The 13,555-nt window shown below is 66.0% G+C and carries 13 protein-coding genes; 7 read left to right on the top strand and 6 right to left on the bottom strand.

Annotation, left to right across the window (positions count from 1 at the left end):
• Positions 1-56 precede the first annotated feature (56 nt).
• The 5 genes from J2X50_RS08120 (at position 57) to J2X50_RS08100 (ending at position 4,602) form a co-directional block, all read left to right on the top strand.
• Positions 57-587, top strand: a complete 531-nt coding sequence (locus J2X50_RS08120; RefSeq protein ID WP_429093795.1) for a copper chaperone PCu(A)C — start codon at positions 57-59, stop codon at positions 585-587.
• Position 588: 1 nt separating this feature from the next.
• Positions 589-2,238, top strand: a complete 1,650-nt coding sequence (locus tag J2X50_RS08115) for a copper resistance protein CopC (protein ID WP_429093793.1) — start codon at positions 589-591, stop codon at positions 2,236-2,238.
• 76 nt (positions 2,239-2,314) lie between these two features.
• A complete protein-coding gene (locus tag J2X50_RS08110) occupies positions 2,315-3,220 on the top strand; it encodes an NAD-dependent epimerase/dehydratase family protein (protein WP_429093791.1) in 906 nt (301 codons plus the stop codon).
• 24 nt (positions 3,221-3,244) lie between these two features.
• Entirely contained in the window at positions 3,245-3,688 is a 444-nt protein-coding gene (locus J2X50_RS08105) for a nuclear transport factor 2 family protein (RefSeq protein WP_429093789.1), read from the top strand.
• Between the two features lie 35 nt (positions 3,689-3,723).
• Positions 3,724-4,602 (top strand): SDR family NAD(P)-dependent oxidoreductase, encoded by an 879-nt coding sequence (locus tag J2X50_RS08100; RefSeq protein WP_429093787.1) that lies wholly within the window; start codon positions 3,724-3,726, stop codon positions 4,600-4,602.
• 3 nt (positions 4,603-4,605) lie between these two features.
• Here the strand turns inward: J2X50_RS08100 and J2X50_RS08095 are convergent, their stop codons facing one another.
• Complete coding sequence (locus J2X50_RS08095) at positions 4,606-6,708, bottom strand: putative bifunctional diguanylate cyclase/phosphodiesterase (protein ID WP_429093785.1); 2,103 nt, start codon at positions 6,706-6,708, stop codon at positions 4,606-4,608.
• A gap of 197 nt (positions 6,709-6,905) precedes the next feature.
• On the opposite strand from J2X50_RS08095, the gene J2X50_RS08090 reads away from it, so the two are divergent.
• The gene (locus J2X50_RS08090) at positions 6,906-7,457 is read left to right on the top strand and encodes a DUF308 domain-containing protein (protein ID WP_429093784.1); all 552 of its coding nucleotides are present in this window, start codon (positions 6,906-6,908) and stop codon (positions 7,455-7,457) included.
• A 35-nt stretch (positions 7,458-7,492) separates the two neighbouring features.
• Here the strand turns inward: J2X50_RS08090 and J2X50_RS08085 are convergent, their stop codons facing one another.
• On the bottom strand, positions 7,493-7,879 hold the full coding sequence (locus tag J2X50_RS08085; protein WP_429093782.1) for a DUF2794 domain-containing protein: 387 nt from the start codon (positions 7,877-7,879) through the stop codon (positions 7,493-7,495).
• A 394-nt stretch (positions 7,880-8,273) separates the two neighbouring features.
• Positions 8,274-9,041, bottom strand: a complete 768-nt coding sequence (locus J2X50_RS08080) for a DUF1223 domain-containing protein (RefSeq protein ID WP_429093780.1) — start codon at positions 9,039-9,041, stop codon at positions 8,274-8,276.
• A 218-nt stretch (positions 9,042-9,259) separates the two neighbouring features.
• Between J2X50_RS08080 and J2X50_RS08075 the strand changes: the two genes are divergently transcribed.
• Positions 9,260-9,958, top strand: coding sequence for a ceramidase domain-containing protein (locus tag J2X50_RS08075; RefSeq protein ID WP_429093778.1), 699 nt, complete (start codon positions 9,260-9,262; stop codon positions 9,956-9,958).
• Positions 9,959-10,013: 55 nt separating this feature from the next.
• Here J2X50_RS08075 and zapE read toward each other — a convergent pair whose 3' ends face one another.
• The 3 genes from zapE to J2X50_RS08060 form a co-directional block, all read right to left on the bottom strand.
• Complete coding sequence (gene zapE, locus J2X50_RS08070) at positions 10,014-11,207, bottom strand: cell division protein ZapE (RefSeq protein WP_429093776.1); 1,194 nt, start codon at positions 11,205-11,207, stop codon at positions 10,014-10,016.
• 32 nt (positions 11,208-11,239) lie between these two features.
• A complete protein-coding gene (locus J2X50_RS08065) occupies positions 11,240-11,779 on the bottom strand; it encodes a protease inhibitor Inh/omp19 family protein (protein WP_429093775.1) in 540 nt (179 codons plus the stop codon).
• A 163-nt stretch (positions 11,780-11,942) separates the two neighbouring features.
• Complete coding sequence (locus J2X50_RS08060; RefSeq protein WP_429093773.1) at positions 11,943-13,346, bottom strand: hypothetical protein; 1,404 nt, start codon at positions 13,344-13,346, stop codon at positions 11,943-11,945.
• Positions 13,347-13,555 lie beyond the last annotated feature (209 nt).

The following is a 13,555-nucleotide window of genomic DNA, read 5'->3' as shown; positions in this document are numbered from 1 at the left end:
CTTCTGAGATAAATCCCGCGCCGCTTATGCCGGCGCCTTTCCCATCGGAGTTTCACATGAACGTTTCCGCTCGCGCCATCGCGCGCCCGCTTTTCGGCAGCATCGAACAGCGCCTCGGCATCGTCGTGCTTGCGCTGTCGTTGCTGATTGCCACGGCCCACGGGCTCTTCGCCCACGAATTCAAGCTCGGCCAGCTCGAGATCGACCATCCCTGGTCTCGCGCGACGCCGCCTGGCGCCCGGGTCGCGGGCGGCTATCTCGTGGTCAAGAACGAGGGCAGCGAGGCCGACCGCCTTGTCTCGATCCGGTCCGACATCTCCGAAAAGGCCGAGGTCCACGAAATGAGCGTCGGCGCCGACGGCGTCATGAAGATGCGCCAGATCACCGACGGCGTCGAAATTCCGGCCGGCGGCGAAGTCGCCTTCAAATCCGGCTCCTATCACATCATGTTCATCGGCCTGAAGGCGCCGGTGAAGGAGGCCGAGAAGTTCTCGGCCACGCTCACCTTCGAGAAGGCGGGCACCGTGACGGTCGAGTTCGCGGTCGACAAGATGGGCGGCCAGAGCCAGGACCACTCGGGCCACTGACGTGGGGAGCGCGCGCCCTCCTTCCGTTCCCGGGACCGGCCTTGCCGGGGTTGGCGCGCGCCTGCCGGTGCTGATCTGCGGCCTCGTCGTCGCCGTCGCGGCCGTCCTCGGCGCGACGGCGGCGGCGAGCGCCCATGCATCGCTGCTGCGCTCGACGCCCTCCGAGGGCGCGGTGGTGCAGACCGCACCGGCCGGGATCGTGCTCGGCTTCAGCGAAGCCGTGACACCACTCGTCATCGAGCTTTCGGCGCCGGACAGCAGCTCGGCGCGGCCGGCGGCCAAGGCTGTCGGCGCCGACCTGACGATCGATTGGCCCGCGCAGGACGCCCCCGGCACCTACCTGCTGTCCTGGCGCGTCGTTTCCTCCGACGGGCATCCCGTCGCCGGGATATTGTCCTTCTCCATCGGCAGTCCGAGCGCGACGCCGCCCACCGCAGCCGAGCCGAGCCGCGGCGCGCTCAACTTCGCCATCTGGAGCGCCAGGCTGGCGCTCTATCTCGGCCTGTTCCTCGGGGTTGGCGGCACCTATGCGCTCGCCTGGCTGGAGCCCGGCAAGCGCACTGGCCGCTCCGCCACGGCTGCGTTCGTCGCGCTCGGCCTAGTTGCCGCGCCGGTCTCCCTCGGGCTCCAGGGACTGGACGCGCTGGGCGCGCCGCTCAGGCTGTTCGGCAGTGCAATGGCCTGGCAGGCCGCGGCGGCGACCAGCTACGGCCTGACGGCGGCGTTCGCCTTCCTGGCATTGGCAATGGCGCTGCCGGCACTCGCCATCACCGGCAGGTTGGCGCGCTGGCTTTCGCTCGGCGCCCTGGCGGGCACAGGCATGGCGCTCGCGGCAAGCGGCCATGCTAGCGCCGCCGCCCCGCAATGGCTGACCCGACCGATGGTGTTCGTCCATGGCACAGGCATCGCCTTCTGGGCCGGTGCGCTGCTGCCGCTCGGCCTTGCCTGGCGCGAGGGCGGCCAAGACGCGGAAACCGCGTTACGCCGCTTCTCCATCGCCATCCCCTATCTGGTGATGGCGCTCGTTGCCGCCGGGCTCGTGCTGGCAATCGTCCAGGTCGAAACGCCGCTGGCACTCTGGCGCTCGGATTACGGCCGGCTGCTGCTTTTGAAGCTCGCGCTGGCCTTGCTTCTGCTGCTGCTCGCGGGCATCAACCGCTGGCGGCTGACCAGGCCGGCGCTGGCCGAACAGACAGGCGCGCAGCGCTGGCTGGTGCGCAGCATCGCCCTCGAAACACTGCTGATGGTGGCGATCCTCGGCGTGGTCGCCGGTTTCCGCTTCACCCCGCCGCCGCGCGTACTCGCGATCGAAGCGGCCGAGCCCGCCGCGATCCACATCCATACGGCCGAGGCCATGGCCGACCTCGCCATCGCGCCCGGTCACACCGGCAAGGTCAGCGCTTCGATCGTGGTGATGACCGGCGATTTCGGCCCGCTGGATGCGCGCGGCGTGACGCTCAGGCTGAGCAGGCCCGGCTCCGCCGAGATCAAGGCAGAGGGCTACAAGCCCGGCGACGGCACATGGCGCATCGACGAACTCGACCTGCCGGCTGCCGGCAGATGGAGCGTTGCCATCGACGTCGACATCTCCGACGGCCAGCGGGCGACGCTGGACGGCGACGTGCTGATCCGGCCGGCACCCGGCTGGTAGTCGATACGGACGATGCCGCGCCGGCGTCGCCGCCTATCGTCCGGACATTCTTTGCGAAATGCCCGGGAGAGTGCGCATGAAAATCCTCGTCGTCGGCGGAACGGGCATGATCGGCGGCCACACGGCAGGCTACCTCAAGGCGCAGGGCAACGAGGTGGTGCTGGCGGCGCGCAGGCCGGCGCCTGAAACGACGCCCATGGCCGCATATCCGACCATCTACGGCGACTACACCAAGGGCGATTTCGCAACCGCCGATCTCGCGCCCTTCGACGGGATCCTGTTTGCCGCCGGCAACGACATCCGCCACCTGCCCAGGGGCGTGGACGAGAACGAATTCTGGACCAAGATGCAGATCGAAGGCGTGCCGGCCTTCGTCGAGCTGGCACGCAAGGCCGGCGTGCGCCGCGTCGTCCATATCGGCAGCTACTATCACCAGGTCATGCCGCATCTGGTCGAGACCAACGCCTATGTGCGCGGCCGCAGCCTGGCCGACGAGGGCGTGCGCTCGCTGGCGACCGACGATTTCAACGTCTCGACGCTCAATCCGCCGTCGATCGTCGGCTATGTGAAGGGCCTGCCCACCAAGCGCTACGAGACGCTGATGGCCTATGCGCGCGGCGAGACCGGCCTGCCGGTCTTCGCCCCGCCCGGCGGCACCAACTACATGTCGGTGCAGTCGCTGGCCGAGGCCATCTGGGGCGCGTTCCAGCACGCCGAGAGCGGCAAGGCCTACCTGGTCGGCGACGAGAACCTGACCTTCCAGCAGTATTTCCAGTCGCTGTTCGATGCGGTGGGCAATCCGCACCGGGTCGAGGAGCGCAACGAGGAGCATCCGCTGCTGCCCGACTTCTTCATCGTTCCGGGCCGCGGCAACGTGCTTGCCTACGATCCGGATCCCAAAGAGACCAGGTTGCTCGGCTACCGCCGCAATGACGTGCAGCGGGCGCTTCGCGAGGTCTTCGCCCAGGTCTCGGGCGCATAGCGCACGGCTTTCCGGGAGGCAAACATGGCCGACGACCAGGGCGCGCTGCTCATGGAAATCGCGATCCGGCGGGTGTCTGAACGCTACGCCCATGCGGTCGACAGCGGCGACGGTGCGCTGCTCGCGGCCCAGTTCACCGCCGATGGCATGATCGTCTCGCCGCGCGGCACCTTCGAGGGGCCGGAACAGATCCGCGGCATCCCGGCGATGCTCAAGGAGCGTTATCTCAAGACCTTCCACGCCGTGCTCAACCAGGTGATCAAGCCGGCCGAGGGCGGCGCCGAGGGTGAGACCTACTGCATCGCCCGCCACTACTTCCGCGATCCGGCCGGCCGTTACCTCTGCTACGAGATGACCATCCGCTACCAGGACCGCTTCGCCCGTACAGCAGACGGCTGGCGCCTTGCGCAGCGCGAACTGGCGGTGGTGTCGACCCATACCTACGAGGCGCAGGAAACCCCGGCCTGAAGCCCGACCCCGATTTGCCGGTTGCGGAGGACAAGATGACCAGCGCGGAAGAACTCTCGATACTCGGACTGGCCGGCAAGGTGGCCGTCGTCACCGGCGGCGGCGCCGGCATCGGCCGCGCGACGGCCGAGCTCTACGCCCGGGCCGGCATGAAGGTCGCGGTGGCCGAGATCGATCCGGCTCGCGTGGCTGCGGTGCGCACGGCCCTGGGGGACGACCATCTCGTCGTCGAGGCGGACGTGCGCAAGGCGGCCGACGCGGCGAAAGTGATCGAGGCGGTCGCGGCGCGCTTCGGGCGGCTCGACGTGCTGGTCAACAATGTCGGCGACTATCTCGGCTTCAAGACGCCGTTCGAGCAGTCGAGCGAGGCGGAGTGGGACGCGCTCTACGGCATCAACCTGCTGCACATGTTCCACATGAGCAAGGCAGCGATCCCGCTGATGCGGGCAGGCGGCGCCGGGGGCAGCATCATCAACGTGTCGACCATCGAGGCCTTCCGCGGCATCCCGATGACCGTCGTCTATTCGGCGTTCAAGGCCGCGGTCACCGGCTTCACCCAGAGCCTCGCCGTCGAGCTCGGCCAACATGGCATACGCGTCAACGCGATCGCGCCGGAGACCACCAATTCGGCGCAGATCGTGGCGACGCCCAAGGTGCCGCCGGAGAACCTGGAGCACCTCAAACGCTGGTTCCCGATCGGCCGCTTCGGCGAAGGCGCGGACTCGGCGGGCGCGGCCCTCTTCCTGGCTTCGGACACCCTCTCCGGCTGGGTTTCCGGCACGACCATCCATGTCGACGGCGGCGTGCTCGCCGCGGGCGCCTGGATGCGCATGCCGGGCGACAACGGCTGGACGCACCTGCCGGTCATCGAGGCCGACGGCTACACGCCACGGCCGCACGCCCGAAAGGGCTAGGCGTCAGGCGGCGCTCTGCCGCGTTTCGAGCGCCGCGTCCTCGAGCCGCGGGCCGGCGCCTGCCCTGGTCGGCTCCGCGGGACGGATTTCGGGGCGGCCGACGAGACTGGCGATCTCGGACAGCGGCTGGGGCCGGCCGAACAGGAAGCCCTGCATCTCGGTGCAGCCTTCGGCGCGCAGGAACTCGAAGTTCTCCTGCCTCTCCACGCCCTCGGCGAGGACCGGTATCTTCAGCTGGTTGGCAAGCAGGATCGTGGCGCGCACGATCGCGGCGGAGGCGTCGTTGCTGGCCACGTCGTCGACGAAGGAGCGGTCGATCTTGACCTTGTCGAAGGGGAATATCTGCAGCGTCGACAGCGACGAATAGCCGACCCCGTAGTCGTCCATGGCAATGGTGACACCGAGCGCCTTGAGTTGGCGGACGATGTGAAGCGCGCGGTCGCGGTCCTCGATGATGCTCGCCTCGGTGACCTCCAGCTCGAGCCGCGAGGCCGCAAGCCCGGTGGCAAGCAGCGTCTCGTGCACGACCTTGGGCAGGTCCGCCTGGGTGAGCTGCGCCGCGGCGATGTTGACGCAGATCCTGTAGGGCTTGCGCCAGCCGGCAACCTCGGCGCAGGCGGTCCGCAGCACCCACTCGCCGATCGGGATGATCAGCCCGTTCTCCTCGGCGATCGGGATGAACTCCTCGGGCGGGACGATGCCGCGCTCGCGGTGATGCCAGCGCAGCAGTGCCTCGTAGGCGCCGACCTCGCCGGTGCGGACGTCGTGCTGGGGCTGGTAGTAGAGCTCGAATTCGTCGCGCTCGAGCGCATGGCGCAGTTCGATGGCGAGCGCGCTGCGCTCGCGCCGGCCCTCGTCCATCGACCGGTCGTAGTAGCAGACCTTGTCAGAGACGGCGCGCTTGGCCCGGTACATGGCAAGGTCGGCGGCCCCGATCAGATCGTCTGCACTTGCCGCGTGGTCGGGATAGACGCTGATGCCGACGCTGGCGCCGACCGACAGGGTCTTGGCCTTGCTCTGGACCGGGTCGAGGACGCTGTCGATGAGGCGGCGGACGAAATCGTCGATCTCGCGCGCCGAAGACACGTCCTGCTTGACCGCGACGAACTCGTCGCCGCCGACGCGCGCGACCAGCTCGCCCGAGCCGACCAGCCCCCTGAGCCTGACCGAGAGCGTGCGCAGCAGCTGATCACCGACACTGTGGCCATGGACGTCGTTGATCTCCTTGAAGCGGTCGAGATCGACGACGATGACGGCAGCCTTCCGGCCGGCCGCATCGCTGCGCAACAGCATGGCCGGCAGGTTGTCGGACAGGAAGGCACGATTGGGCAGGCCCGTCAGCGGGTCGTGCTGGGCGGCATGACGGAAGCTGTCGACCAGCTCGCGCTGCGACTTGGCATCCATGACCGAAAGCGTCAGTCCGGCGATGATGGCCATGGTGGCGAGCACGAGCACGGCCAAGAACTCGCTCGAGAACAGCTTGGCCGGCACCACGACCGAGGGGTCGGGAACCAGTGTCGCCGCACCCATGGCAGTGAAATGCATGGTGCAGATGGCGAGAACGAGGCTGATCACCGACAAGAGCTTGGAATGGCGGACCGGCTGCCTGGCCGCCAGGTGCATGGTGAGCGCGCCGAAGGCGACGGCAAACAGGATCGAGGCGCTCACCAGCGTCGCATCCCATTCGATGCGGCCGGCGAAATCGTAGCCGCGCATGCCGGTGAAATGCATGGCGACGATGCCGACGCCGATGACGACGCCGCCGGTCTCGACCGGCAAGCCCTTGGGCGGGCTGACCGACAAGTGCAGCCCCGCCGCCGTGAAGACGATGGCGATGAGCAGCGACGCAATAGTCAGGACCGGATCGAAGGCCGCCTCAAAGGGCAGGCGGAAGCCGAGCATGGCGACAAAATGGGTGGTCCAGATCGCCGAACCGCAGGCGATGCCAGACAGCACGATCCAGGCACTGCGTGCCTCCGGCGAAAGCCGGGCGGCGCGCTCGAACAGCCGCATGGTCATCGCCGCGCCGGCGATGCAGACGATGGCCGCGACCATCACGAAGGAATAGTCGTGCTCGTAAGCAAGATAGGAAATGACCTTGAACATCGCCCCAGCCCCCAATGCCAGCACAATTCCGGCTGCCCCGGCGACGAGTGTTCGTCCGAAAATTCAAAGAAATCGCTAATTTACGAATAGTACAGGATTCCAGCGGCCGGCGCGCGCCGCGAGGCATCCGCGGTCCGGGGGCCATTGCCAAGCCCTGTCCGATGTACCCACAATGGCCGCGGCAATGGAGGCAAGAGATGGCCAAAGAAAGGTCGCAACGGTTCGAAGCGGTGCTGACGGCCTTACGCGGCATACTCATCGCCGCAGCGGCGCTGGTCGCGCTCGTCTATCCCACGCAGGCGGTGCAGCTGCTGGTGCTGGTCGGAGGCGGGCTGCTGCTGGTCGACGGGGTGTTGGGGCTTGCCACGGTCGACTATGCGGCTCCGAAAAACGCAGGCCACTGGTTCACGCTCGCCCGCAACCTGCTGTCGATCGTAGCCGGTGTCCTCGTCATCGGCAGCGGTGCGCTGACCACGATCTTCACCCCGGCTTTCCTGGCCTGGCTGGTGGGGTTGCTGGCGCTTCTGGTCGGCTTGATCGAGATGGCCTCGAGCATGCTGGGCAGCGAGCGACAGACGCGCCTCTGGCCGACATTCGTCGGCGGCGCGATCTACGCCGCCTTCGGCCTCGCACTGATATTCGTGCCGCTGACGAGCGCCGGAACGCTGATGCGCGTGGCCATGCTGCTGATGCTCGCCTATGCGGCGGCGCTGCTCTACCGCGCCTGGCGTATCCGCGCGGACGGCTGATCGGCCTCGCGGCCGCCACGTCGCGGGCGGTGGATTCAGGCCTCGACCAGCTTCAGGCGCTTGTCGAAGACACCCAGCACCCGGGCAAGCTCATGGCCGCGCTTCAGGATGAGGCCGCCAGCGGCGACGACGCTGAACGCGCCCTGCCTGCGGGCGAGCTTGGGGTCCTTGACGATCTGGTAGAGCGGCGTTTCGCTGGTGCGTCGGAACACCGAAAAGATGGCGCGATCGCTCATGTGGTCGATCGCGTAGTCGCGCCACTCGTTGGCGGCGACCATGCGCCCGTAAAGCCGGAGGATCTGATCCAGTTCCCGCCTTTCGAAGGCCACCGGCAAATCCTGGCGCTCGCGGCGGGCCTCATGGAGCGGGATCAGGACTGCGGATGTCTCGCCGTCCTCCGCCCCGGCACTGCGATCGGTCATCAATGATTCCCTTTGCAGATTCCGACCCTGTCGAGGGTCGCGCATTCGCGCCCGAATTGCAACCCGGGAAGCCGAATCAAACCATTCGGCGAAGGCTTCACGAAAGATTACAGCCTTGGTAACGATTGCGAAACAAACTGTTGGAATTGGTGATGTCTCGCCACATTCCTGCCTTTTTTTATCCGCGCTGACGCCCCAATGTCCGACGACTTTACCCGTGTTGCCTGAGACGGTTCGGTCCGGCACCGGCTCGTAAACCCCAAGCCCCCCGCCCACGGGCCAGAGTCGGATCGAACCAACCTCGGTTCTCCTTAGGGATGAGCCGGCGGTGCGACGATCCCAAATCTAGGCCGGCGTCAGGCGAGAGCCGACGTCGGCCTTTTTGCATCCGCGCTCAGCGCATCGGACCGGGCGCCTTGCGGATGACCGCCGCCCCGAGGATCGGGCCCGGCAGCCCGTCCTTGCCGACGGCCTGCAAGAGCACCGCCGCCCCGCCCTTCTTCTCGACCTCGCTGCGCGGCAGGTCGAAGCGTTGTTTCTCCCCGTGCCATATGCCGGCGGTGTTCACGTCTGTGACGGCGTTCCAATAGGTGATGCGGCGGCCCTTGTTTTCGCCGCGCGGTAGGTCGACCAGCTGCGGCGGCCCGAAGTAGACCAGCACCAGGTGGGCGTTGATGCGCTGCGGCCCCTCGACCTGGCCGACATCGATGGAAATGGTGTCGGCGTTTTCGGTGACGTGGATGTCGACGTTGAGGCCCTGGCCGGTCTTCTCGAGATTGTCGAGCGCCTGGGTGATGTCGTCGCGCTTGGCGCCGCTCATGTGAGTGCGGCCGTTGACGACGGCCTGGGGCGTGTAGACGGCACGCGCGCCGAAGCCGCGCATGTAGCCGTACTGGCGGTCGGTGTTTTCCTTGTTGGCGAGATTGTCCTGCCAGCCGAGATAATCCCAGTAGGTGACGTGGTAGGCCAGTGCCACGACGTCATCCCTGGCGGCGAATTCGGCGAAAAGCTCGTCTGCGGGCGGACAGGCATTGCAGCCCTGGCTGGTGAAGAGTTCGATCACGCCAAGGGGACGCTCCTTCGCCTCGGCTGTCGCCGAGCCGGCAATGGCGCCCACGGCCAGCACCAGACCCGCCAGCCAACGAGATGCGCGAAACTCCATTCCGATCCAACTTCCTCGGCCGGCGTTACCGGCTTTTTATGGTTGCGGCCATTATGTGGCAGAAGCGCCATTCAACGTGAAGTCACGTTGAGGTGAAACTTCCAGCACTGCAAGCCTCCCTCGCGTTACCGACGCATTTGCCACGTTCAGATCGAATCCTCTACGTTCGTCATGAAACTGAAGCTAGTATTCCATCGTGGCGGGACGAGGCGGGTACAATGCCGGGATATCTCGGTCGAAGCGTCGATCTCTATTGCGAGCGTCTTGAGCCGGGGCTGTGGGCGGAGCCGTTCAATGCAGTGAGCAATCTCGCCTTCTTCGCCGCCGGCCTGTGGGGCATCTACCATATACGGCGCCACGAGGCCGGTGCTTTCGCCCAGTTGCTGTCCTGGTGGGTGGTGGCGATCGGGATAGGCTCGACGCTATTCCATACCTTCGCCACCGAAGGCACCAAATGGGCCGACATCTTGCCGATCGCCGGCTTTACGCTTGCCTACACGCTGTTCAATCTCCGGCGGTTTGCCGCCCTGCCGTGGCCCAGGGCGCTCGGCATCTTCCTCACCTTCTACGTCGTGGTCGGCTTTGCCACCTTCATGGTGCCCGACTGGCTGCGGGCGGCCTCCAACGGCACGACCGGCTACCTGCCGCCGTTCCTTGCCCTGATCGTCTTCGGCGGCATGGTGATTGCCCGCGGCAACCCTGCCGGCTGGTACAACATTGCCGCGGCCGCGATCTTCGCCGGCTCGGTCGCCTGCCGGGTCGCCGACCCGCTGCTCTGCGACAGCCTGCCGATCGGCACGCATTTCATGTGGCACCTGCTGAACGGCCTGATGCTCGGGGTGCTGCTGTCCGCCACGGCACGCTACGCAAGGCCCGGCAGCGCGCCTCGACACATCGCCGGCGTCGCCAGGGCCTGACGGCCGAGAGACGGGGAGTTCGGGCGAAGGCGCTGCCCCCGCATCGGCGTGGCCGTCAGACCGCCGCCGCGACCGCACTGCCCGCGGCGGCATGGCGTTCGGCCCAACCCTCGAGCCACTCGGCGCCCTGCATCTCGATGAGCCTCGACGAGGTGCGATCGAACTCGAAGGCCTCGTGGCCGCGCTTGCCGACATAGAGCTTGTCGGGCGATGCGGCGGCGCTGACCACCAGCCTGATGTGCTGGTCGTAGAGCGTGTCGACCAAAAGGATGAAGCGCTTGGCCTCGTTGCGGTTGGCCTCGGCCATCACCGGCACGTGGTCGACGAAGATCGTCTTGTAGTGCGCCGTGATCGCCAGATAGTCGCGGGCTGCCAGCGGCTTGTCGCAGAGATCGGCGAAGGAGAAGCGCGCGGCATCGCCGACGGCGGCGGGCACCGCCACTTTGCGTCCCTTGACCGCGACCGTCGCCGGCTCCGCCTTCGCGCCATGCGTGACCTTGGCCCAGGCCTTGTCCATGTCGCGGTCCGCCGCCTCGCCGAGCGGGGTGAGGTAGACCGGAACGCGGTCGAGCTTCTCCAGCCGGTAGTCGGTGTCGGCGTCGAGATTGAGGACCCTGGAATTGGCCTCGAGCAGGGCGATGAAGGGCAGGAACAGCTGGCGGTTGAGGCCGTCGCGATAGAGATCGCGAGGCGCCACGTTCGAGGTGGCGACGAGAACCACGCCCTGCGCAAACAGCGCCGAGAACAGCCTGGACAGGATCATCGCGTCGGCGATGTCGGTGACCGAGAACTCGTCGAAGCACAGCACCCAGGCCTCTTCGGCGAGCTGTGCGGCCACCGGCGGGATGGGGTCGTCGTCGCGCGACTTGCCGTTCTTGCGCGCCGCCCGCTGCTTCTGGATGCGGTCGTGCACGTCGGCCATGAAGTCGTTGAAATGGACGCGGCGCTTGTGCTTGACCGGGACGAGCTCGAAGAACATGTCCATCAGCATGGTCTTGCCGCGGCCGACGCCGCCATGGACATAGAGCCCCTTGATCGGCTCGCGCTGCGGCTTGCCCCTTGCGAACAGCCAGCCCAGCGCGCTCGACTTGCGCGCCAGCCGCTTGTCGGAGATCTCGTCGATCAGCCGGTCGAGAGCGGCGACGATCGCGAGCTGGGCCGAATCCCGCCGCACCGTGCCCAGCTCGACCAGGTGGTCGTAACGCTGCCTGACGGTCACGTGGGTCTGCAGGCCGTCACGCACGTGCATGGTTCATTCCAACCGCGGGAGGAGGTGCTGCGTCAGCGGTTGAGCGAGATCGGCAGGCCGTTGGAGGTCTGGCCGTCGAAGCGGCCCTCACCCGACGCATAGAGCCGTGCCAGCGGCGAGCCGGCATCGTCGTAGAGCGTCAGCTGCTTGCCCGAGACGTTCCACGACCTGACGCCGTCGACCGGAGCCGGGCAGCGCAGCGGACCGGCGCGGAAGCCCTGGCCGAACTTGGTCTGCGGGGTGGCCACCTTGCAGCTCTGGCCGGAAACCGAGGCGCTCCACACGCCGGCGACGCTGGCGGCGGTGAGATCGGGTGCGTTGGCCGCGGCCGCGCCGCCATCCGCCGGCAGGGCCGCGACCTGGGTTTGCGGCGCCGCCGGGAACTGCGAGGCGCTCGCCGTGCCGGGTGCCGCGGGCGGCGGCAGCTGGCCGCTGGTCACGGTGCCGGCAGGAGCCGGCGGCAGCGGTGCCGGCTGGGAGTCCATCGAGGAAAGGCGCGAACTGGTGCAGCCGGCCACGGTCATCAGCGTGATCAGCGATGCGGCCAGCAGGCCGGGGTTCGATAGTGCCATTGCAGTCCCTCCATCGGGGCGGTTCTTGGGGGCGCCCCCGCGTGGTCGATAGCTCGCCTCTAAAGCGGCGAAGTTGGCAGAATTTCAACCCGATATGGTTAAAATAGGGTTTGCGTATGAAATTGTTGCAAATTTGTCGCAGCAAGAAAGCGCCAACGATCCGTCAATTGTCAAACCGATAAAGAGGGTCCGATAACGGCAGTGGGTGGCTGAACCATTGTGCGCAACGGCGATCCAGCGACAGCATCAACTCGTAGGTTTGCTGCCGCGCCTTCATGCTACCGTCGGAGCCGAGTGTGGCTATCGCAGCTCCGATAAGCCCGGAGGCGGCAAGTAGATCAGCGGCGACAAGCTTCATCTCGGGCTTGATCGGCTTGCCCTGTCTCAGAGCCAGGGCGATCCGTGACCACTGGTCCCAAGGGAGCGCTTGTGACAGGGCGGGCGGGCGCGAAGGTGCAGTCGATTGCCGAGGGTCGCTAAACAGTGGCCGCATGGCGTAGCGAGCCAATGCGCGGTCGACCATTTCCAGCGCAGACTGGCCGGGTCGGCCGGGGCCGGTTGACGTGACGCGTTGTAATAGTTGGACCCGCTCATCTCGACCGTAGATCTGGTCGAGCAGTGCGATCATGATGGCTATGGATTTGTCGGGGTCGGCGACCGGATCCAGCGAGCCTCCGGCAATGCCGGCGAGCATGCTCTCCGCCACAACCGTGCCTAGCCTCATGTCGCCCGTATACTGCATCAACGGGTAAAGTATGAATGCCTCCGGCGCCGCATCAATCGCATCGAAGATCCTTTGGACCCAAAGCTCAAATTTTGCGTCTTTTATTTCCTTTGGCTGCTTTTCGATTTCAAAGAGCGGTTTTGACAGGCTGTTCCATCTTGCTGATCGAACTATTCTGGATCTCTGCGAATCCATTTCCTTTGTCCGATCGAGGATGGAGATAAGTGGCTGGAGGTCGTAGAGGGTGGCCAGCAGGTCGACCGCAAGGCTGGAAATGCCCAATTTTTCCGCCTTCTGCGAAATCCGGAGCTTCACTTCATCGTCCAAATCCAGCAGCGCGGATGCGAGTGGGTCGATTTCAGCGTCGAATCCAAATGGGTCTGAGGCTCGCCATTCAGCAAGATTTGCAAGCAGCCAGTCTTCGTCGCCGTCGATGATCGCTGCGCGCCATCCGGATGGGCCAAGCATGGCAATCGCTTTGCGTGCACCCGGATCGGCTGGAAGGCTGTCGTATAGTTTCCGCCGATCCGCCTTGTTGGCATAGGCAAAGCGAAGCTCATCGAGCCTCGCGGGAGGTTGATCTGCCTGCATCAAACTGCTCAACAGTTCGGAACCGGCAGCATAGCTTGTCTCGCCATAGTGCAGCTTCAGATAGGCGGCATCGGTGGCATACAGGTTTCGGCGGAAGCGTGATTTTGTGGCCGGGTCAGTCAGAAGAAAGTCGGCGGCTTTCTCGATCTCGGCCCCGTATCTGCAACTTGGCGCGCGACTGAAACTCTGTTCTTCGGACAAGGCGGATGAAATAAGCTGTAGCGAAACAGCAATCGAAGCCACAATGCGCATGTTACCCCCGCATGAATTGCGCCGCTTTCGATGATTGCAGCACAATCGAGGCGATGAACAGCTGTTTAGCGTCTTGTCTCAACACCGATCGAGGTGCTTGCAGGACTGCTCAGGCGTTAGAGGCTGTTTGGAAAATCGGATTTGAGGGATTCCCGCCGGGCGTGAAACGTGATTCAGGGCGCGGATGTGGACCGAATCGAGCCGTTGCC

The sequence above is a fragment of the Aminobacter sp. BE322 genome (genome assembly GCF_050433525.1).
GTDB lineage: Bacteria > Pseudomonadota > Alphaproteobacteria > Rhizobiales > Rhizobiaceae > Aminobacter.
This window is presented reverse-complemented; position numbering and strand designations above follow the sequence as displayed.